The 20,055-nt window shown below is 67.6% G+C and carries 20 protein-coding genes and 1 pseudogene; 8 read left to right on the forward strand and 13 right to left on the reverse strand.

Annotated elements, in window-relative coordinates:
- From ACWEVN_RS12865 to ACWEVN_RS12890, 6 genes and pseudogenes are all read right to left on the reverse strand, one after another.
- A pseudogene (locus tag ACWEVN_RS12865) lies at positions 1–878 on the reverse strand (cell division protein FtsK); the annotation flags it as partial.
- Between the two features lie 65 nt (positions 879–943).
- Positions 944–1,846 carry a hypothetical protein gene (locus ACWEVN_RS12870; RefSeq protein ID WP_452051335.1) on the reverse strand — a complete coding sequence of 301 codons (903 nt, stop codon included), beginning with the start codon at positions 1,844–1,846 and terminating at the stop codon, positions 944–946.
- Entirely contained in the window at positions 1,846–2,049 is a 204-nt protein-coding gene (locus ACWEVN_RS12875) for a hypothetical protein (protein WP_328645305.1), read from the reverse strand. Before ACWEVN_RS12875 ends, ACWEVN_RS12870 begins: the two co-directional genes overlap by 1 nt.
- On the reverse strand, positions 2,049–2,366 hold the full coding sequence (locus ACWEVN_RS12880; RefSeq protein WP_360164213.1) for a hypothetical protein: 318 nt from the start codon (positions 2,364–2,366) through the stop codon (positions 2,049–2,051). Before ACWEVN_RS12880 ends, ACWEVN_RS12875 begins: the two co-directional genes overlap by 1 nt.
- Position 2,367: 1 nt before the next feature.
- The gene (locus ACWEVN_RS12885; protein ID WP_452051336.1) at positions 2,368–2,724 is read right to left on the reverse strand and encodes a hypothetical protein; all 357 of its coding nucleotides are present in this window, start codon (positions 2,722–2,724) and stop codon (positions 2,368–2,370) included.
- Positions 2,721–3,014: a hypothetical protein gene (locus ACWEVN_RS12890; RefSeq protein ID WP_452051337.1), complete on the reverse strand. Its 294-nt coding sequence runs from the start codon at positions 3,012–3,014 to the stop codon at positions 2,721–2,723. Before ACWEVN_RS12890 ends, ACWEVN_RS12885 begins: the two co-directional genes overlap by 4 nt.
- A gap of 119 nt (positions 3,015–3,133) precedes the next feature.
- On the opposite strand from ACWEVN_RS12890, the gene ACWEVN_RS12895 reads away from it, so the two are divergent.
- The 3 genes from ACWEVN_RS12895 to ACWEVN_RS12905 all read left to right on the forward strand — a co-directional run bounded on the left by ACWEVN_RS12895 (position 3,134) and on the right by ACWEVN_RS12905 (position 6,093).
- Complete coding sequence (locus tag ACWEVN_RS12895; RefSeq protein ID WP_452051338.1) at positions 3,134–3,460, forward strand: GntR family transcriptional regulator; 327 nt, start codon at positions 3,134–3,136, stop codon at positions 3,458–3,460.
- A 186-nt stretch (positions 3,461–3,646) separates the two neighbouring features.
- Positions 3,647–5,134 (forward strand): helix-turn-helix domain-containing protein, encoded by a 1,488-nt coding sequence (locus tag ACWEVN_RS12900; protein WP_452051339.1) that lies wholly within the window; start codon positions 3,647–3,649, stop codon positions 5,132–5,134.
- 167 nt (positions 5,135–5,301) lie between these two features.
- Entirely contained in the window at positions 5,302–6,093 is a 792-nt protein-coding gene (locus tag ACWEVN_RS12905; RefSeq protein ID WP_452051340.1) for a hypothetical protein, read from the forward strand.
- 194 nt (positions 6,094–6,287) lie between these two features.
- On the opposite strand, the gene ACWEVN_RS12910 is transcribed toward ACWEVN_RS12905, so the two are convergent.
- Positions 6,288–8,072, reverse strand: a complete 1,785-nt coding sequence (locus ACWEVN_RS12910) for an ATP-binding protein (protein ID WP_452051341.1) — start codon at positions 8,070–8,072, stop codon at positions 6,288–6,290.
- A gap of 891 nt (positions 8,073–8,963) precedes the next feature.
- On the opposite strand from ACWEVN_RS12910, the gene ACWEVN_RS12915 reads away from it, so the two are divergent.
- The 4 genes from ACWEVN_RS12915 to ACWEVN_RS12930 are packed head-to-tail and all read left to right on the forward strand — an operon-like array spanning position 8,964 to position 12,635.
- Positions 8,964–9,224, forward strand: a complete 261-nt coding sequence (locus ACWEVN_RS12915; RefSeq protein ID WP_003056176.1) for a hypothetical protein — start codon at positions 8,964–8,966, stop codon at positions 9,222–9,224.
- Between the two features lie 5 nt (positions 9,225–9,229).
- Positions 9,230–9,475: a hypothetical protein gene (locus ACWEVN_RS12920; RefSeq protein ID WP_086849216.1), complete on the forward strand. Its 246-nt coding sequence runs from the start codon at positions 9,230–9,232 to the stop codon at positions 9,473–9,475.
- Between the two features lie 35 nt (positions 9,476–9,510).
- Positions 9,511–12,237 carry an FtsK/SpoIIIE domain-containing protein gene (locus tag ACWEVN_RS12925; protein ID WP_452051342.1) on the forward strand — a complete coding sequence of 909 codons (2,727 nt, stop codon included), beginning with the start codon at positions 9,511–9,513 and terminating at the stop codon, positions 12,235–12,237.
- Positions 12,234–12,635 carry a hypothetical protein gene (locus ACWEVN_RS12930; RefSeq protein WP_449681917.1) on the forward strand — a complete coding sequence of 134 codons (402 nt, stop codon included), beginning with the start codon at positions 12,234–12,236 and terminating at the stop codon, positions 12,633–12,635. The genes ACWEVN_RS12925 and ACWEVN_RS12930 overlap by 4 nt, the downstream gene beginning before the upstream one ends.
- A gap of 110 nt (positions 12,636–12,745) precedes the next feature.
- Here ACWEVN_RS12930 and ACWEVN_RS12935 read toward each other — a convergent pair whose 3' ends face one another.
- From ACWEVN_RS12935 to ACWEVN_RS12955, 5 genes are all read right to left on the reverse strand, one after another.
- On the reverse strand, positions 12,746–13,120 hold the full coding sequence (locus ACWEVN_RS12935; RefSeq protein ID WP_449681916.1) for a YbaB/EbfC family nucleoid-associated protein: 375 nt from the start codon (positions 13,118–13,120) through the stop codon (positions 12,746–12,748).
- Positions 13,121–13,163: 43 nt separating this feature from the next.
- Complete coding sequence (locus tag ACWEVN_RS12940) at positions 13,164–13,733, reverse strand: hypothetical protein (RefSeq protein ID WP_452051343.1); 570 nt, start codon at positions 13,731–13,733, stop codon at positions 13,164–13,166.
- Positions 13,733–14,926, reverse strand: coding sequence for a putative T7SS-secreted protein (locus ACWEVN_RS12945; RefSeq protein ID WP_452051344.1), 1,194 nt, complete (start codon positions 14,924–14,926; stop codon positions 13,733–13,735). Before ACWEVN_RS12945 ends, ACWEVN_RS12940 begins: the two co-directional genes overlap by 1 nt.
- Positions 14,923–15,666, reverse strand: coding sequence for a hypothetical protein (locus ACWEVN_RS12950; protein ID WP_452051345.1), 744 nt, complete (start codon positions 15,664–15,666; stop codon positions 14,923–14,925). The genes ACWEVN_RS12945 and ACWEVN_RS12950 overlap by 4 nt, the downstream gene beginning before the upstream one ends.
- Positions 15,667–15,807: 141 nt before the next feature.
- Positions 15,808–18,273, reverse strand: a complete 2,466-nt coding sequence (locus ACWEVN_RS12955) for an endonuclease/exonuclease/phosphatase family protein (RefSeq protein ID WP_449681911.1) — start codon at positions 18,271–18,273, stop codon at positions 15,808–15,810.
- A gap of 126 nt (positions 18,274–18,399) precedes the next feature.
- On the opposite strand from ACWEVN_RS12955, the gene ACWEVN_RS12960 reads away from it, so the two are divergent.
- Positions 18,400–19,317, forward strand: a complete 918-nt coding sequence (locus tag ACWEVN_RS12960; protein WP_452051346.1) for a CapA family protein — start codon at positions 18,400–18,402, stop codon at positions 19,315–19,317.
- A gap of 291 nt (positions 19,318–19,608) precedes the next feature.
- Here the strand turns inward: ACWEVN_RS12960 and ACWEVN_RS12965 are convergent, their stop codons facing one another.
- The gene (locus ACWEVN_RS12965; protein ID WP_310969361.1) at positions 19,609–20,055 is read right to left on the reverse strand and encodes a limonene-1,2-epoxide hydrolase family protein; all 447 of its coding nucleotides are present in this window, start codon (positions 20,053–20,055) and stop codon (positions 19,609–19,611) included.

A 20,055-nucleotide genomic window follows, 5' to 3' on the forward strand; every position in this document is an offset into this window, starting at 1 on the left:
TCGACGTCGGCGCGCCAGCCGTCGCCGTCGCGGGCGATCGGGTTCGGGAACTCGATGCGCTTGCCCTTGGCGTAGGCCTGGTTCAGGCCACCGATGCCGAGGGAGCAGAGGGCGTCCTCGATCATCGACGAGGTCAGCTTGGGTGTCTTGACCGAGTCCACGGCGCGGCCGGCGACCGGCTTGTCCGCCGGTGCGCCCCACCAGCCCACGAGCGTCATCGCGACCACCAACGCCGTCCAGTTCCAGAACGGCGTGACGAACGTGATGCACAGGTAGACGATCGCCAGCAGCACGACCACGGCGAACATCACCGGTCCCATGCGGCGGCGCACGGTGTCGTTGCGGATCTCGCGCAGTTTCATGTACAGCTCGGCGTCGGCGCGGTCGCGGGCGTTCATGCGGACCGGGTGGGACTCCGCGTCGTACACCCACGCGCGCAGGCGGGCGACCAGGCGTCCGGTCGCGCCGAACGAGCGCAGGAACGCGGTCGGCACGTACACCGGCACCCGCAGCGCGTGGAACGCCGTGGTGTGGGCGGCGTAGCGGACCAGGAACCGGGCCCGCGACTTGAATTCCTCGGCGGAGGTCAGCCAGCGCGCGACAAGCGGCCGGGCGGTGGCGTGGCCGGCGGTCTCCCACCACGTCGCCTTGGTCACCGGCGGGTCGACCAGCCGGACCGTGCCGGGCTCCGCCGCGTCGGCGGCGGGCCGGTCCTGCTCCGGGATCTCCTCTGGGGTGCGGGCGGTGTCGGGGCGGATCGGGACGACGTTCCCGGCGCGGGTGACGGCGGTGTCGGTGGCGGCCGGGTCGGTGTTCACGGGGCCGTTCACGGGCGCGTCGACCGGGGTGTTCTTGGACGGGTCGGGCGTGCTGTTCACGGAGAGAGGTCCTTCGGGGTCGGGTCCGTTCACGGACTCGGGGGTGTGGTCGGCGGTGGTGGACATCAGGCGGCCTCCTCCTGGTCGACGGTCACGGGCTGGTCGGCGGGCACCGGCAGGGCTGCCGGGCGGGCGGTTTCGGCGATCAGGTCGTCGGCGACGTTCTTGCTGGTGCCGCGCGAGATCTCCGGGCAGACGGACCGAACCCAGGCCGGGGTGATCTCGATGCCCGGTGCCCACGCGGCGCGGGCGTCGGCCAGGTAGTCCCCGCGCAGCTTCCGCGCGGGCTTCGCGGCGGGCTTGCGGGCCGGACGACGACGCGGCCGGGCGACCGGAGCGGGCTTCTCCCCCACGCGGTCCTCCGCCGGAGCAGGCGTGGCGGCGGGAGCGTCGGCGTTGGGCTGTCCCGTGAACGCGGTGCCGGCGGCGGCCATGACGGCCTCGGTGAGCTTGTCCCGCAGCACCGGCGCGGTCTCCGCCGCGAGGAACACCAGCACCGGCGGCACCGAGTGCAGCACCACCCCGGCGACGTCGAAGTGCGTCCAGGACTTCCAGGTGTTCATGACGTAGGTGGCCAGGAACGCGAACCACTTCGTCCGGTGCGCCCACCGGCCGGTGTCGACCTGGTACCGGGCGGTCACCTGCTCCGCCCGCAGCACCGCCACGAGCACGAGCGACACCATCGGGTCCAGCAGCCACCCGGCCAGCCACCCAAGCGACCAGGTGGCCGCGCCGGCGGCAGCGAAGGACTGGACGTTGACCATGGTAAAGGCCAGGCCCAGGAAGATCCCGAGCCAGATCACGGCGTCGATCTGCGTGCGGACCTTCTCCACCCGTAGCGCCACGACGTCGGGGTGGTTGGACAGCCGGCGGACCTTCGCGGCGGTGGCGGCGTCCTGAGCGAGCTTGTCGGCCTCGGTCAGCGGCTGATGCTTCGCGTCCTGCGGGACCAGGGTTTCGGTGCTCATCAGCTCTCCCCCCACTTCGTGTCGTGCGTGCGGTTCCAACGGTCCTGACGCCCTTCCAACTCGGCGTCGAGGACCAGGCGGCGCTGGTCGTCGGTCAGCTCACCGAGGACGCCACTGCGGTGCTCCGGCTTAAGGCCGGACAAGAGGGTGTGGACGACGGCGGCCGCGATGGCGTCGTCTTCGGTCTTCTTCTTGCCGAACATCAGCGACGACCCCCACGGGTGGTGTGGACGATTTCGGTGATGGCCATCAGCCGCACGATCGTGGCGGCGGCCAGCAACGCCGGCACGAGCAACGCGATCCAGGTGGCGGTGGTGTTCTGGATCTTCACGATCACCAGCCACTGAACGAACGCGATGATCGCCGTGGCCAGGACCAGCCGGATCGTGTTGCCCGTCATGCGGGTGACCTCGCGAACGCCCTTCTGAGCCCGTACCGCGGATTTGCGGCCGGAGCGCCACACGGAGAACACGCCGACCAGCGCGAGGCCACCGAGGACCATCAGCATCTGCGTGGACATCTCAGGCCACCTCCGAGACGTCAAACAGGTCGGTCTGGCCGGATGCCTGCCAGCCGCCGCCGTGCCAGACGGCGTCGAGCGCGATGCCGTGTTCGGCGCGGATAACGGGCTCGATTTCCGCGAGCCAGGTCCGGCGTGTGGCGGCGGGAGCCTTGGCCCAGGACTGGCCGGTGTCGGTGAACCGGCGGATCGCCAAACGCTCGATCGCGCGGGGAGTCAGGGTGCTTACCATGGGAGACCTCTCCGAGTAGCTACCTGCGTGGTGGTTGATCGGGAGACCCGACGCGGCGTGCGCGTTCTTGGCGGGATGAGCCGCCGTGTCGGGGCCAAATGCGGAGATGACGAGTCGGACGGTCATGCGGCCTCACCGCTCTCCGTCGCCTCGGCGGTGTCGAGCCGGAACGGCAGGACCCTCAGCGCCGCGCGGCTGGTGCGTCGGCGAGTGCGGTTGGCGTGCTGCGGGTCGGTGAACGTGTGCCGGGTGCGGATCTCGGCCACGGCCGTCGCGGCGGTCAACTCCTGGTCGACCTCGGCGATCAGCGCGTCGATGGCGGACTCGTCCAGCCCGTCCGGGCAGTGCTGGTGAACAGCGGAGACGCCGTCCACAGCGGCACGGACAATGCGGTTGGTGATGTGCGCGGACTTCATGAGGAGCCTTTCGCTTGAGTGCCTTGCTGCACCTTAGTGCACCTTATGGTTCTCAGGTAAGTCAAGGTCGCACGTGTGGCGCATTAGGGTGATGTTGGTTTTCTGCGTACCCTGGCGAGATGCCTATCGATCAGCAGGGAGCGCAGCCGCTAGGCGCACAGATCAGGGATGACCTGGTCCGACGCATCCGGGCCGGCGAGTTCGCGCTCGGCGAGAAGATTCCGTCGCTCAAGGCGTTGGCCGGCACGTACAAAGTCGCCGAGCTGACCGTCCACAACGCCATCCGCGAGCTGCAGCACGCCGGCGTCCTCGAGTCCGCCGCCGGGCGAGGCACGTTCGTCCGGAGCCTCCCGGATGAGAGCGCGCCCGCCGATGACGTCTCCGCTCTCCGAGCCGAGGTTGCCGACCTCCGCCGGCGGGTAGAGGAGCTTGAGAAGCGGTCGTGATGTCCGGCCGTTCGGTCCGTGGTTCGTGATCATGGAGCTAGCTTCGCCCGTGAGCACCACCACAGTCCAAGGCCGGACAGTCCTAACGCCGCTCCCGCATGACAGCCAGGCATAACCGCAGGTCAAGCACCATCCATTCCGTCCGATCGCAGCCGAGAAAGATCGAAACGAAGGGACTTGCCCCCAGTGGAAGCAGACCAGCCGTGGCTCTCGCCGAGGTCGACAACCGAGGTCGAACTGAACACCGGCCTGCTTGCCGAGGTCCTGAAGGAGTACCGGAAGGCCAACGGGCTCAACCAGGCCGATCTGGCCCAGATCCTCAACATGGACCAGTCGTACATCTCGAAGATCGAGACCGGTCAACGGCAGGTCCGAGACCTGGACACGCTGCTGCGGGTCGCCAACCAGCTCAGCATCTCCCCCTCGCGCCTCGGGCTGTCCAAGGAACTGCTTCAGCCCGTCGCTCCGCCGTCGACGTCCGCGCTGGTCAACGAGGTCGACCCGGTCGCAGTGAGCCAGGAGGAGTGGCGTCGGATGCGGCGCGAGCTCAACACGCGGAGGCGCGAGCTCGCCGAGGCGGCCGCGTCGCTGTACCGGCCGGAGGCGCGCATCGGAAAGGCACCGCTGATCGCCCGGCGCGAGTGGATGCCGCCGGCGCCGGTGCGCCTGGAGGACATCAAGCTTGAGTGGTCGGACCACCGGGTCCCGATCACGGTCACCGGCACCGAACCCGAGGCGGATAAGGCGTTGCCGCTCCGCGCGCCTGGCCGGCGCTTCGAGCGCTACACGTCGGCGATCAAGTACCTGGACCCGCCGTCGCTGTTCGAGAACCGCACGAGCTACCGACTGTTGGACGTCGACCTGACGCAGTCGAACGAGCGGATGACGTTCGGCCTGGCGACGTACTTCGACAAGCTCGACTTGTCCGAGGCCATCGCGCACGAGCTGGCTGTCGCACAGGCACCGAACCGGAAGATGCCGCGCGCGGACTGGTCGGAACTTCCGCTGCGCGGCCTGATCGGCGACCCGTTCGACCTGGAGCGTCGGCCGGTCATGCCCGCGATCGAGACCCTGACGCTCCGCCGCCAGCGCGACACCGGCAAGGCGACGTTCCTCCTGCATTGGCGCGACCCGGCGAAGGTGGCGACGGCCGCTGGCATCTACGGCCTCATCCCGGCTGGCGAGTTCCAGCCGTCTTCGGTGGCGGCATGGGACAAGGAGAACGACTTCGACCTGTGGCGCAGCATGGTCCGGGAGTACTCCGAGGAGATCCTCGGCGAGCCGGAGCGCGACGGCAGCCAGGGCGAGCCGCTCGACTATGAAAACTGGTCGCTTTACCGCGACCTGCAGGCCGCGCGGGAGAATGGCAGTGTTACCGCCTACTGCCTTGGGATAGGACTCGACACTCTCACCCTCACAGCAACCATCTTGACCGTTGCCGTGATTAACGATGACGTCTTTGACGAACTGTTTGGCGGCGCCGTCGACGTCAACGCCGAGGGTGTGCTCGTGACAGCCTCAGAGTCATCGACGGTCTCAGATGGTGTGCCCTTCACAGACGCGAGCGTGAAGAGACTACTCACACAGGAACCGATGGCATCCCCTGGCGCATGCATTCTAGAGCGAGCATGGCGCTTTCGCGAGACTCTTCTCAACCAAACTAGAAGGAACTAATGACATTATCCCTAGTAAAGCTAGGACACGGAACTGGCAACTCAGACATGTCCGTCGGAATTTTGCGGCCCGTCTTGGAGGATGAAGAGCGGGAAATTCGAGGTGCCATCAGTTACTGTCGATCTTACGCAGCCAGGCTATCAACTCGCCTAGTCGTGGGCGCAAAAATGACTTTTGACCACATCGTCGGAAAACTAGGAGGATATCTTCGCGAGAACGAAGTCAGAGAGACAGCTGAAGAGCTCAATGCATCAATTGTCTCCTTTGTTCTCATCTGGAGACTGTGCATTGACCAAGCTCGGCATGATATCTCCGACCGGTTCGGAAAAGACTCCCAACAACTCAGCAACTTCACTCTTGCAACCAAGCAGGCATACGACGAGCACTTCGGATACAGATTGGTCGAGGGCCTTCGCAACTACGTCGCCCATCGGGCAATGCCGCCCATATCCGGAAACATTCAACAGAGCAGAGGAACTCAACCCAACGAAGTTGTCATCACTCCCACGATCACACTCTCTAAGACTCCGCTTCTGGAGTCCGGAAAAATGCCCAAGATACTTAAGCAAGACTTAGAAGATCACCCAGAAGAACGCATACCGCTTCCCGAAGCAATCGACGACGCAATGTCCGGATTCCAGAAAATAACCGACGCATTGTTTGAGATTGACCGCCCCCAGCTAGAAGAGCACCTCATGCGACTCAGAGATCTGGTTCTTGAGACACAGCCAGAAGTTCCGGCCCTCATGGAGTACACGAAATCCACCACTGGCGTACGACAGATTTCTGGGTTCACCCGATTCGACGATCTGTTCTGGCTCCTTGGCATTCAACAGGAACCGCTCGGCCCACCGCGCCGGCGAGCCGCCAGCACCACGGCGACCGAGTCGCCAGACGGCGGCGAGCAGACCCAGGACTCCCCCATCGCCCCCCAGGACGGTCCGAACACCACGTCGTAGCAGGCCAGGCCAGGTATCAGAGATCCACTCAAAACCCGTCCAGTATGAAGTTCGAATCTCACCGGGCCACACCCTCATAACAGGATAAGCCTGGATACCCTCGTCAGCGAGAGGCGCACTGTCCCACACCCCGCGCAGTCGTCAGACTCCGCGAGATTCCATCGATCAGGTTCCAGAACCGGCCCATTTTGGCCTCATTCCACATCATCTAGTTCGGCAGCCGAGAACAGTTCAGGCTGACTTCCTTTGGCAGTGAGCCTGTATTTTGTATTCTTAGTACCACGTCCCGCTTCGGTGAACTCTATCTCGCCTTCTTTTTTGAGGCGGCCCAGCCAATGCTCGGCGGTTTTTGGGTTGATGTTCAGTGCAACGCTAATCTCCGCCTTTGACATCTCGCCGCGAAGCGCCAGTAGGTCCTTTATTTGCTTTCGGCGATTGGGGCGATGGCGCCGCTCCTCGGTTGATCCGATAGACTTCGCATACTCGCTCAAAAAGTACTTTGCTGCACCTCGCTCGCCGCGCTGGTCCACTAGTTCCCGTGCTACTAAGTCTTGTAGTTCACCGGTTGCAACACGACTATCAGAGATACCCGTCGCCGCTCTGTAGCGAGCGTTATCAAGGATTCCGCCCCGCCTCATCAATGCAAGAGCAGTTCGCTGCGTATCCCGAAGCCCCTCCGGACCGATTCGACTAAGCCACCTTACGGTGTCATCGTCAAATAGAGTGTGATTCGGCATTGCAACCTCAAAAGAGGTAACCTTATCCTTGAATTCTGGCGGACTCATGCTTGCGCGAGCCAACTCGAGCCGCATCGTACGAATCCCTGAACCACGGTTTTCGCAAATGGTGCGACTCTCGCCGGGAATCGGCACGTCCTCCAGGATTCTTAGAAGCAATCCATTTCGCGAGGACGAGACACCCTCCTCGCCAAGACGGCTGATATCAACAGATCCATATAGGCCACCAGGGTTCAAGATACGCAATCGATCCGGATACATCTCCACTTGGACTTGCGTCCCACGAGAGCCGGGACTCAGGTCACGATGAACCAATGCGTTTACAATTGCCTCACGCAGGGCTTCCGGCGGATACTCCCAAACATCCTCCCTGCCACTGCCGCTAATCAGGGCGCGTCGGCTCATGTTTCGCCTAACAACCGCTAGCGCCTCGCGTGCAATGTACGGAATGGGGCCGTCAATTCTGACGTTATCCAGGAACCTTGTACTTCCGGACGCAACGTCGCCCACCTTGTGGGGGTAATGGACAAACGTGAGACACAACTGTGGGTAAAATTGTTGCGGGTACCGGCCTAGAGCCAAAACGCCAGCTAGCGATGGATGTAATTCACCATCGGAGTCAACCTTGAGAACTCCGAGCATCTTCAGTACAGATACATCGTCCGTATCCCCGAAAATTCGGGGGTTTGAGTCACGCGCGCGTTCGAGAAGGGTTTCAACACTGCTTGATTCAAGGTCATCGACAGAAGCCTCGGCGACTACTTCATGGTCAAACCGAGGCTGCCCTCGGTCCGCCATCAGCTGCTGGATCTCCTCGCTTGTAAGGCGACGATCACCATCAGCTACCCGTATGTAGCTCCCTCGGTTCAAGCCACGGGCGGTCACGTAGCAAGGCTTCTCGGCGCGCGGAAGCTCATTAACTTCTGCAACAACGACCGACTTGCCGTCGATGCTCGCCAAGCTGATCACTGGCTGCAGTGGCGGCGTCAGCTGCGTCCGAGCCATCGCCGCGAGGTCTGCCTGCATCTTGCCGGGATCCGCTACGCCGGTCACGGCGAACCCGTTGGCCTCGTCAATACCCAGGAGGAGTGTGCCGCCTCCGGGCGTGTTGGCGAACGCGCTGAGCGTGTCAACTACGCTGGTCGGAAGCTTGTCTGCCGCACGCTTAGCCTCGATTCCTGACTCCTCGGCCCCAAAGCCCTGGAGGTACCATATGAGGCTGGCTAACTGCGCCTCGTCCACTACACGCTCCCGTCCTCCTCGGTTAGGAGCATCTTAGGAGCATTTGTGCTTCACCGAGGATGAGGTACACATCACCTCATGCGGTCGATCGCTTGCACATGCTACTTAGAGCACCCATCTGAAATCATAGCGTGACAGGTGGCCGTGACACCCGGCCCCGGGCCGCGCTGATCCGCGTCAGCCGGCTCAGCCGCCCGACACGTGAGCCAGTCTCACTTCTAGTCTCATTCACGCCGGTCCATAGGCGTCCACCGAGGAGCAGACAACGCTCCGACCTGCTGCTTTCGACTGACCGAACCCCCGCATACGGCCGCGTGCAGACTTGGAAAGCGTGTTGGGTTCACGCCCTCGCAGGTTCGAATCCTGTATCCTCCGCCGGTTGATCAGACGGACGCCGGGCCGGCCTTTCACGGGCCGCCCGGCGTTTCGTCGTCTCGGCCTCCGTCGGCCGCTCGCGCGACCCACCGTGGGTATGTCCGGGACACAGTTGCGCGGCACTTTCGGCCCACCGGAACGTGAAATGCCTTCGGTGCTGGGAATTTCTGCGCCTGTACGGGGAGTTACGAACAGGGCTGACCGCAAGCGGTTACTCCGGTCGCGCTAGTCTCACCAGCACCTCGCCCGCCCCTGTCGAGAAAGGCCAGCAGTGGCACTGAAACCGCTCTGACCTGGGGTAGCGCTGGCCAGCGACTTCAAGGTGCGGTACTGGCGTCGGGACGACCCCCGCACAGACCGTGATCGGCCCGGCCCCGGACGTTCCCACGTCCGGGGCCTTGCTGATTCCGGGCCCGCGATCACTCGGCAAAGTCTGATGATCACGCTGAGTCGCTGGATCTGTTTCAATGGAATCCGTCCCCCGTACGACACCAGATTTCGAGGAGTAGAGGCCCGATGGCCGGAGTCGAAGAGATCCGCGCTGGCATCGCGCTCGCCAACGAGAAGGCGTCCGCGAGCATCGCCGCCCTGCAGCAGGCAGCGCAGTCTCTCGAAGAAGCCCAGCAGTCGCTCGCACAGGCGACGCAGGGGAGCAGCCAGCACGAAGTGAGCCAGGCGCACGGACTCCTGGCGGAAGCCCTGCAAGGCATCAACGGCTTGCAGAGCACCGTCCAAGCAAGCATTTCCTCCGCCGACTCCTACTCGGCGCGTCTGTAAGCCGGATGACGCTCGCCGAACTCCACCAGCTGCTCACCGCTGCCGTGACCGGGCTCGCCGACGCGCGCGCCCACTCCGAACGGGCCACAAGCCTGCTCGGAGAAGCCCGGCAAGCTCTCGTGGATGCCCAGGCCAAGGCCGATCCCTGGCTTCCGTTGCAGTACGCACAGGCCGGCGAGGGGCTGGACCAGCTCCTCGTCCGCCTGCACGCTGCCGAAGATCTGGTGAGCGGATACCGGTCGCGCCTGTAATCCTTTTCCGGGGACACCTTTTCTTGGGGACGCCGATGGCCAACAAGTCAGCCGAGCAACGCAACCGGGTCGAGACCGCGCTCGACCGGGTCCGCCACCAGATCGGATTGGTGCTGGGCGCGGCGGCCGGCGCGCGCCAAGCCGCGGAGGCCGACCTCGCCAAGCTCCAGCTCGAGCAGGACATCGTCAAGGTCGGCATGAACCACGCCAGTGCCGAGCAGCAGAACGAGTGGTCACGCCATCCCGCCGCGCACGAAGTGTTCGGCGCGCTCGGGACGGTGCGAAGCGCTTTCTACACCGACTGGAGCCAAGGCCCCGCGACCCTGCGGGAACTGGTCGCGCAGAACGCACCCGGCCCAGCCGGGCTGCCTCCGGGCGACTGGCTCGGCACGGTCGGGCACAACCCCGGCCTGACGTCGCCCGGGCTGTGGCGCGTCGGCTCGGCGACCGCCGCCGGCGGGGACGCGACCCGCACGTTCGACGTCGCCGTCCCGCTGCTCGACGAGTCGCACCTGGCGATCACGTCGGCGCCGAAGACCCGGCCGGTGATCGACGGTATCGTGCAGAACCTGCTGGTCCGCGTGCTTTCGACGTTCGAGCCCGGCGCGGTCCGCGTGCACTTGTGGGACATCGGGCAGCTCACCGCGATCCTGCCGGACCTCTACCCGCTCAGCCACACCAGCGCGCTTTCGCTGTACGACCCCGGCCGGCTGGAGGACCTCCTCGACGAGCTGGCCGGCCACATCCGCCGCATCCACGCCAGCTGCATGTCCGCCGGCTTCACGTCGCTGCGGGAAATGCGGCAGCACAACCAGCAGCGGGGCGAGCCGTACCGCATCGTCGTCCTCTACGGCAACGGCGAGACCCTCGAACCGGAACGCGCCCGCGACCTCAAGCGCGTCGCGAGCGGCGCGCTGGCCGCGGGCATCTGCCTGATCATGGTCGACGTGCCGACGGCGGTGAGCGCACCCGTCGAGACGCTGAGCCTGCTCGACGAGAGGCACGCGATCAGCAGCATGACCGGCACCGACCTGGTCGTCGACCTCGAAGCCGCGATGCCGTCCGCGCAGGTGATCCGGGCCGTCGACAAGATCGCCAAGGCACTGATCGCCAAGCAGGGCGGGCCGCGGTCGTTCGACGACCTCCTGCCCGCGGAGCTCGGACAAGAGAACTCGGCACGCGAGCTGCGCGCCCCTGTCGGGTTCTTCGAAGGCGAGCCGGTCGAGGTCGTGATCGGCGACGCGAGCCCGCACGCCCTGATCGGCGGCCCCTCCGGTTCGGGCAAGACGAACTTCCTGTACGCGCTGCTCGGCAGCCTCGCGGCGCGGTACACGCCCGCCGAGCTGGCGCTGTACCTGCTGGACTTCAAGGAAGGCGTCTCGTTCGCCGGTCTGGCGCCGGGCCGCAAGGACGCGAGCTGGCTGCCGCACGCGCGGCTCGTCGGCGTCAACGTCAACACCGACCGCGAGTTCGGCCTGGCGCTGCTGCGGTTCCTGGCCGACGAGCTGCGCCGCCGGTCCGCCGCCGCGAAGGAACACGAGGTCACCAACCTGGCCGACCTGCGCGACGCCGATCCGGGCGGGCACTGGCCGCGGATCGTCGCGGTGATCGACGAGTTCCAGTACCTGTTCGCCGGCCGGGACCAGGTGACGGCGACGGCGACGCAGCTGCTGGAGGACATCGCGCGGCGCGGCCGCTCGCAGGGCATCCACCTGGTGCTGGCGAGTCAGGACGTCGCCGGCATCGAGGCGTTCTGGGGCAAGCCGGCGGTGTTCGAGCAGTGCACGCTGCGGATCGCGATGCCGAAGGCGCGGCGCGTGCTGGCCGAGACGAACAACGCGGCGGTGTCGGCGCCGAAGTGGCACGCGGTGATCAACCACGACTCCGGTGTCGCGCACGGCAACCAGCTGGCCCACATCCCGGACGCGAGCAGCAAGAACGTGTTCGTCCGCCTGCAGCACCGGCTGTGGGAGGAGTACGCGGGCCACTTCCCGCGGCCGCGCCTGTTCGACGGCGCGCACCAGCCGGTCCTGGAACGGTTCCCGGCGTACCTGGACCTCAAGCCCGGCACGAAGCCGCGGGCCCTGCTCGGCCAGTCGATCGACGTGACCGAAACGGCGTGCGGCGTCGACCTCCCCCGGGCCCCGGGCCGCAACGTCGCGGTGCTCGGCTCGGCGACCGCCGAGGCACTGTCCATCATGGACTCGGCGGCGCGGTCGCTGGCCCGGCAGTACGAACCCGGCGAAGTCGAGTTCATCCTGAGCTGCCCGATCGAAGCGTGCGCCGACGCGGCGATGGAGCTGACCGAGCGCCTGCGTGCGGACCATGCGGCGTCCCTGGTGGACGACCTGACCGGCGTCCTGGAGTCGCTGACCGGCTCGATGTCGGGCGGCGCGAAGGTGCTGCTGCTGTACGGCGTCGACGCGGCTTTGCCGGTGCTGGAAGCGAAAGCCGTCGGTCAGTTGAAGAGCGGCCTCGACCACCTGCGGGTGGTGCTCAAACAGGGGCCGGGTCACGGCATCCACACGATCGGCTGGTGGCGCAGCATCGCCCGGCTCAAGGACACGCTGGGCTTCGGCGGCACGGACGACATCGGCACCTGGGCGGCGCTCGACGTCCAGGGCAACGAGCTGTCCCCGTTCGCGGCGGGCCAGGTCGTGCACTGGTCGCCACGGCCGGGCCGCGCGTTGTTCTTCGACCGCACGACGCACGGCGCACCCGAAGTGATCATCCCGTTCCAGCGTCCGGAGAACGACCGATGACCGACGACGCCACCGCGGCCATGCGGTACAAGGAGATCATCGCCCTCTCCCGCGGTTCGGCGGAGAACCTGCGCGAGTGGGAACTGGCGCGCGCCGAGGCCCTGGAGACGGAGATCGAGGCGGCCACGACGGCGATCGAAGTGGCCACCGAGCGCGAAGCGAGGGCGGCCGAGCGCGCCACGCGCTGGTGGAAGATGGCGCTGCACAACATCCAGGGCTTGACGTGGCTCGCCCCGGGCGACGACCCGCGCCCGGTGTCGACGGCCCGCGCGGCGTACCTGGAGCGGTACCTCGAGGAGGTCAAGCCGAGCTACCAGGAGCTGGTGCAGGCGGTGTTGGCACTGGGCTGGCGAGCCAAGCGGGCGGCGGCCAAGCAGCGCGGGGAGCCGCCCGCTTGACGGGTAACGTCAGGCTGGCGGCCATGAGGCCGACGAGCACGACGGTGAGCATCAGCCAGAGCAGCAGATCGGTGGCGCTGCCCGAGCGCGCGGCCGGCACCATCACCGGGCTAGACATCGAACACCGTGTCGTAGGGATCGTCGTCGTCCGCCGGAGCCGGCCTGCGCGGCGCTGCCTTCGGGACCGGAGCGGCCGCCGGTTCCGGGGTGGCTCCCCGCCCGGCGGCAACGGCTTCCCGGATGGCCGCGGTGATGGTCCGGCTCAGCGTGACGGCGTCGAACCGCATGGCTTCGGGCGCGAGCCGTACTTCGCTGACGACCCCGCCGGGCCCGGCGAGCACGGTGACGGACCGGTCCGCTGACGTGACAGTGGCGTGGTCGCTCCCCGCGATGGCCGCCAGGACGCGCTGGTTTTCGGCCTTGCGATCTTCGATCCGGCGGAGCTGCCAGCGCATTTCCTCGATCAGCTGCGCGTTGTCGGTCATGCGAGTCCCCCCGGCTGGTGCGGCGTGAAGACGAACTCGGTGATCACGGCGTTTCCCCGCTGCGCAGGCTCCACGCCACCTTCGCGGTCGCCTCGGCCACCGCGGGCCAGGCGTCCTCGGACTCCGCGACCACCGACAGGATCACCACGGACCGGCCGTCCGGTAGCGGGATCTGGTACTCGGCCTTGACCTGGGTGCGCACGTCCCGTTCGGGAACGTGAAACTCGCCACCGCTGATCGCCACGATGGCCGGGCCGATCGGGAGCCGGACCGGCTGGACGACCGCCCGCTTGTGGCGGCCGCGGTACTCCTCGGCCAACGCCGCCACGACGGCGTCCCGGTTGCCGGGTGCGGTGTCCGGCCACTGCGCCACGCCGAGCGTCAGGGTCGCGACGTCGCCCTTGCGCCGGCCGACCGCGAACTTGCCGAACACGCGGATGCCGTTGGCCTGCATGGTCGGGACCAGCGCCATCAGGTAGCTGCCGAACTCCTCGACGCTCGTGCCGGACGCCACGTTTTCGGCGACCATCCAGGCGTGGCTGCGGTTGAGCCTGTCGTCAGTGCCCACCGGCATGCCGGCGAACCCGGGCGGCAGGTCGATTTCCAGAGGCATCAGTTCCACACCTCGTCTTCCGCACGCTGACGCCGTCGCTCCGGCGCGTTGTCAGCCTGCATCCCGGCTTCGGCAGCGTTCCAGTACGCCACTCCGGCCGGCGACACGAGCGAAGCGGCAGCCTCGGTCACGTCCTTCGGCACCCAGTAGTTGAGGAGGTCTCCGATCGGCCCCTCGAAGTCCGTGCCGATCATCCGCGCGCCGGCATCGGCCTGGAACTGAGCGCCGAAGGCGCCGTACCCGAGGCCCTTCATCACCGCTTCGCCTCCCGTCGGCAAGAAGCTGCCGATGAACGAGGTCCCCGCTCCGATTCCGTCGAAGATCAAGGTTTCCGGAGCGACATCGGCGCCCGCCAGTTTGGCTACGGCGTGCCCTTCCATCGCTGCCTCCCCGAAGGTGGTCGCGACGGCCCCCACCACCTCCTTAGCCGGCGACGGGAGGAACTCGCCGATGAAGCCGAGTGCGTTTCCGATGTCTCCGGTCACGTCCGAGACCTTGGAGATCAGCTCCGCGTGGTCCTGGACGAAGTTCCACGCCTCGTCGAACCCGTCCGCGAGGGTGTTCGACAAGTCGACAAGTGCCCCGCCGACCGCGTCACCGAGTTTGTCGAGGAGGTCCGGCTCGTCCGGGGCGAGCTCCTTGGCCTTCCGCAGCAGCTCCGCGACCCGGGCCGCGGCGTCCTGGTGTTCCTGCTGGAGCTGCTTCGCCGCGTCTTGGACGTTCTGGCAGCCGTCGATGGCCGTCCGGAGTTGCTGGCCGGCGTTGTCCAGGAGGCGCTGGGCGATCTGCAGAGACTGCTGATCCGGGAACGTCCGGTTCGCCAGGGCCAGGTCCGGATTCGCCCGCGTCTGCTCGGCCGCCCGGGCCGCCGCTTCCGCTCTGGCCTCCAGGTCGGCTGCGCGTTTCTGCAGGTCGCCGAGGGTTTGCGCCCAGCCTTCGAGCGCGTCGGCGGCTCGGCTCATCGACTTGGCGGCACCGTCGAGGTACTCCGGCAGCGGGCCGACGCGCCGGGCGAAGGCCTCGCTCGCCTCGCCCTGCCAGACGCCCTGCTTCCGGACGATCCGGCGGAGCGAGTCGTCGGCCTCGGTCAGGTCGTCGGCAACCGCGCGGTACTTGCCGGCCAGGTCGGTGCTGCCGTCGAGGTCGCCGGGCGCCGGGTCGAAGCCCAGTGCCGGGAAGTCGCGGGCGCTCACCGGTCGAGGCCGTTCAGGAGGTCGGTGATGCCGCCGGTCGCGCCGCCACCGGGCGGGCGGTCGCCGCGCTTCGCCGGGTCAGCGAGCTCGGCCAGCCGATCGATCCCCGGCACCCCGCCCGTCACGCCGCCACCCACCGGACCGTCACCGCGCCCCGCCGGGCCACCAGGCTCCGCCAGCCGACCAATGCCCGTCACGCCGCCACCGACCGGCGCTTCACCCGGCTCAGTGACCGAATCAGTCCGCCCGGCCGGCCCCTCGCGGCCCCTCTTCGACGGGAGATCGCCGATCCCACCCGCCGGTCCCTCGGCCAGGTCGCCGATCCCCGGCACTCCACCGGTGTACCCGCCGCCCACCGGCCCCTCGGCCGGCTGCGCGATCCGCGGGTGCTTTCCCTTCACCCCACCCGTGAGCTCCCCACCAGGGGGGTCACCTCCGAACACCGCCGAGCCGAACTTGGCCAGCTCACCGCCGAACTGGGCCTCGATCTGCTCGTACTTCTGCTTCGCCGTCTTCAGCCGCTCGGTCACCTCCGAAGCCGCCTCGCCGAGGCGGGCGATGCCGAAGCGCCAGGCCTCCTCGAACTCGACGCCGGCTTTGTCCAGCTCCGCCGTCCCCAGTGCGCCGAACGCTCCGCCGCCGCCCAGCTTCTTGTTGGCGCTCGACATGCGATCCGCCGCCGTGTCGAGGTCGCCGATGAGCTTGCCCAGCTCCTCGACCTTCACCGCATACCCGTCCACGCCACCCCTCCCCTTGTGGTGCCTTCAACCGTAAGACGGCCGTCAACGCTCCGCGGTTCCGTGGTCACCCATCGGAGTGGCGAAAACGAGAAAGGCCACCTCCGGGCAATGCGCCCGGAGGTGGCCTCGTCGCGAACAGACCTACTTCACAAAAACCTGCTCCAACCAGTCGAGGAAGTCGTAGAACGCGTCCTCCAACGGGTTGCCCGCGCCCGGCCGGAACCGGATCACCTGCGGGTCGTGGTCGCTGGCCTGGTCGGCGAATTCCGCGTTGATGTGGACGACGTCGTAGTCCACCCCGCGCGGCGCCCGCGACGCCAGGATGTGGTCCAGCACCTGGGATTGCCCCTCGAACACGTAGCTGTACCGCTCGGCCTCCGGCACCGACGCGATCAAGTCCTTCAGCGCGCCACCCGCGGTCAGCGTCTGGACCGCCGGCGAGAACGGGTAGTCGTTCAGGTCGCCCGCCACCACGATGTTCGCGTTGCGATCGGCTGCCAGCAACGAATCGACGAACCCGCGCAGCACCGTCGCCTGCTTCGCCCGCTGGATCTCGGAACTGCGCGTCGGCGGCTGGAAGCGGCCGTGCGTCGGCTGGTCGCCGCCCTTCGAGTTGAAGTGGTTGGCGATGACGAACACCGTGCGGCCCTTGAAGACGAACTCGCCGGCCAGGGGCTTGCGGCTGGTCGTCCAGGCTTCATTGGCGGGGTCGACGCGGCCCGGCGACGCCGTCAGGTGCGCCTTGCCGTGCTCCCGGACGACCCCGACCGCCGTCGTCGACGTCCCACCCGGACGGTCCACAAAGGACACACGAGCCGGGTTGAACAGGAACGCCACCCGGATGTTGCCGCCCGGCTGGCCGCCGTCCTGGTCGTTCACCGGGTCGATCGAGCGCCACTGGTAGCGCGGGCCGCCCTTGGCAACGATCGCGTCGGTGAACTTCTGCAGCGTCTGGTCGGCGGCGACGGTGCCGTCGTCGGTCGCGCCCGTGTTGTCCTGGATCTCCTCCAGGTTCACGATGTCCGGCGTCGCCAGGTGCGTCACGATCGCCTCGCCGAGCCGGTCGTACTTCGCCTGCGGGTCGCCGGGCGCCAGGTTCTCGACGTTGTACGTCGCGACGGCGAGCTCGCCGGTCCGCTGCTTGCGCGTGGTCTCGCCCTGCAGCCCGTTGTCCTTTTCGGTCCCGAGCACGCTCGCGAACAGCGTGTAGCCGCCGAAGTCGTCGTACTCGACCGGGCCCGACGTGACGCCGGTCAGCACGTCGCCGACGTTGAGCTTCGGGAACGGCCGCTCGGCGAACGGGATCAGCGACGAAACCTTCAGCACGCCGCTGTTGAGCTGGTCGTACCCCAGGTAGACGCTGCCGCCGCGGACGGACTTGTGCTGGTCCGGCTTCGACGTCACGTACAACTCGTTGAACGAGTTCGTCGGCCCGACGACCCGCGCGTCGGTGACCGAAACGATCTCGCTCTCGTGCGCTTCCCAGAAGTCCAGCGCGTACTTCGCCGGTTCCAGGGTGAGCGGCTCGATGTTGCCGCCCGGCGACGGCGCGTACGTCGCCGGCACGGTGTCCGGGTTCAGCACCGTCGGCGCCGGGAGGGCGTTCCCGTGCGAGTCGACCGTCCACTGTGCACTGCTCAGCTCGGTGAGCGACTGGAAGTTCGACGTCGCGGGCGCGTCCGGGTAGAACTCGCGGACGGTGCCGGTCGCGGTCACCGCGTCGCCGGCCGCGACCGCCGGGGTCGTCGAGCCGGTGAAGACGAACAGGCCCTCGCTGGTGCGCGGGTCGCTGTCCGGGTTCGGGTCGGTCAGCCAGAACCCGCGCTGGGAGCCGAACGTCCGGGTCGCGGTGACGACCCCGGTGACGCCGGAGACCTTCTGGTCCTTGAAGGGCGAAATGCGCGTGGTGCCCTGGATGTCGTGGATCTTCGCCGGGGTCGGCGCCGGGCCGGGGTCCCCGCCGGTCGACTCGCCCGCGGTGTTGGTCGGGGTCGGCTCGCCGGCGGTGAAGTCGGCGGCGTTGTCGTCGGTGTCGGCCAGCGCCGTGCCGCGCGCGACGGACGTCGTGTTCGACGGCGCCGCGGTCGGGTTGCCCTCGCGCACGGTCGCCGTGCCGAACCCGACGAGGTCCTTGATCCGCGCGTCGGCGGCGCAGTCGGCGGCGGTCTTGCAGGTCAGCGCGGTGGTTCCGGAGACGAGGGCGATCGTGCCGGCGGTGGCCGACATCGCGATCGCGCCGGTCGCGTCCGGCGTCGGCAGCGCGACGGTGCCGCCGGAGCCCTTGCTCTCGGCGACGAGGTAACGCCCGCCCGGCGCGACGCTGCCGGCCAGCGGCGTCACCTGCCAGGTGCTCGACGGGCTCGCCGAACCGGGCAGGTACTGGACGCTGAATCCGGCGAGGCTCGCGGCGGCGGCGCCGCGGTTGGCGAGCTCGACGAAGTCGCTGACGAGCGTTGCGCCCGAGTTGCCACCGCCGCCGTAGACCTCGGCGATGACCGCGTCGGCGCTCGGTGTGGCGAGCGCGGCCGGTGCGGCCACGCCGCCGAGCACCAGGCCCGACGCGACGGCCAGCGTGAAGGCCGCCTTGGATCTGTGGGTCTTGGTCACCCTGAGTCCCCTTTGTGCTTGAACAGTCGTGGCATAGTCCCCCGAACAAGTGAGGAGGAGGAAGACAAAGATGCAACGATTCGTAACAACTACTTTCGTCGTCACTCACTCGGCAGAGCAGGTTTCGTGATCACGCTGGTACTGGGCGGAGACGTCACTCTTCACGGCCGGCCGACGCCGTCTTTCGAGCAGCTGGAACCGCTGCTCAAGGGCGCCGACCTCCGGTTCGCCAACCTCGAAGGCCCCGTCGACGCGGCGGCGGCCGAAGCGCTGAAGTCGATCGGCATCGACGTCGTCTCGGTCGCCAACGACGCGCCCCACCCGCCGGCGAGCCTGGCGGTCCTCGACCACGCCGGAATCGCGTATTGCGGCGCCGGGCCGGATCCCGTCGCCGCACACACCCCCGCGGTGATCGAGCAATCCGGCGAAAAGGTCGCATTTCTCGCGTACACGTCACTTCGCCGCCCCTTCGCCGCGCAACCGGACCTCCCGGTGGTCGCGCAAGCGTTTGCGACGACGGCGTACCAGCCTGATCCGCACGTCGCGGAGATCCCGGGCCGCCCGCCGCTCGTCCGCACCACGCCGGTGCCCGAGCACCTGGACCGGCTGGTCGCGGACGTCAAGCGGGCCAAGAACGACCACGACCACGTCGTCGTCTCGATGCACTGGGGCCTGCCGGGCGCGGAGCTCGCCGAGTACCAGGTCACCTACGGGCGCGCGGCGATCGACGCCGGCGCCGACCTGGTGGCCGGGCACGGCTCGCCCACGATCCAGGCCGTCGAGGTGCACCGGGGCCGTCCGATCCTCTACGGCCTCGGCCACCTCGCCGCCGACCGGCCGGACGGGCTGCTCGCCGGGTGCGTGTTCGGCGACGAACCGCGGCTCGAGCTGATCCCGGTCCGGCGGAACGCCGCCAACGAGTGCGAGCCGCTCGGCGGGGATGAAGCGGACCAGGTGCTGCGGTACGTCGCGGAGGTGTCGACGCTGCGTTCCTCCACGGTGACCGTCCAGAGCGGAATCGCATCGGTATCCGTTGGCGCGTAACGGATTGCGCCCGCTCTGTGACAGCCGGACACCGGCGTGTCACCCATCCGGCGCATCTGCCTTAAATGAAGGTCAAGGGTCGGAACAACCTGCGTGAAGCGGCGGTACGGTCTGCGTGAGCCGCCGGAAAAGTGGCAAAGACCACTCCCCGACAGCTCACGGTAGGCACGACACGGGGGGAGGGAAAATGATCATGTGGGGGCTGATTGTTTTCAGCTGCGTGTTCGTGCTGGTGCTGGGGATAGCCGCGGTCGTGGACCTCAGGGACCACGACCGCGGCGAACACCGGGTCTAGCGCACCGGCTGCCTCGCCTTGTACCGGCCGAGGAGCGTGCGCGCGCCGGCCAGGGCGACCCGCCCGGCACCCTTCGCGCTCGCGGCCAGCACCGTCGTCCAGTCGAAGTAGTCGCGCCAGAGCACGATCCGGCCTGCCTCGACCTCGAACGTGCCGCACACCCAGAACTCGGCTTCCCACGCGCCGCGGCGCAGCACGTCGGTGCGCTCGGTGAGCACGACGTTGCCGTCCGCGGCGATGTGGTGGGTCCGCGCCTCGAACCCGGAGCCGTACTTGGCCATGACGCGCAGTTGCTTTTCGAACGCCGCGACGCCGCGGGCGGGCGGCAACGGCACGTTCTGGTACACGATGTCGCTCGCCACGAACGTCAGCGCCCGGTCGACGTCGAGGTCCTCGAGGGCCTCCAGGAAACCGGTCACCACTACCTTGGGTTCATCGGTCAT

The sequence above is a fragment of the Amycolatopsis sp. NPDC003861 genome (assembly GCF_053605405.1).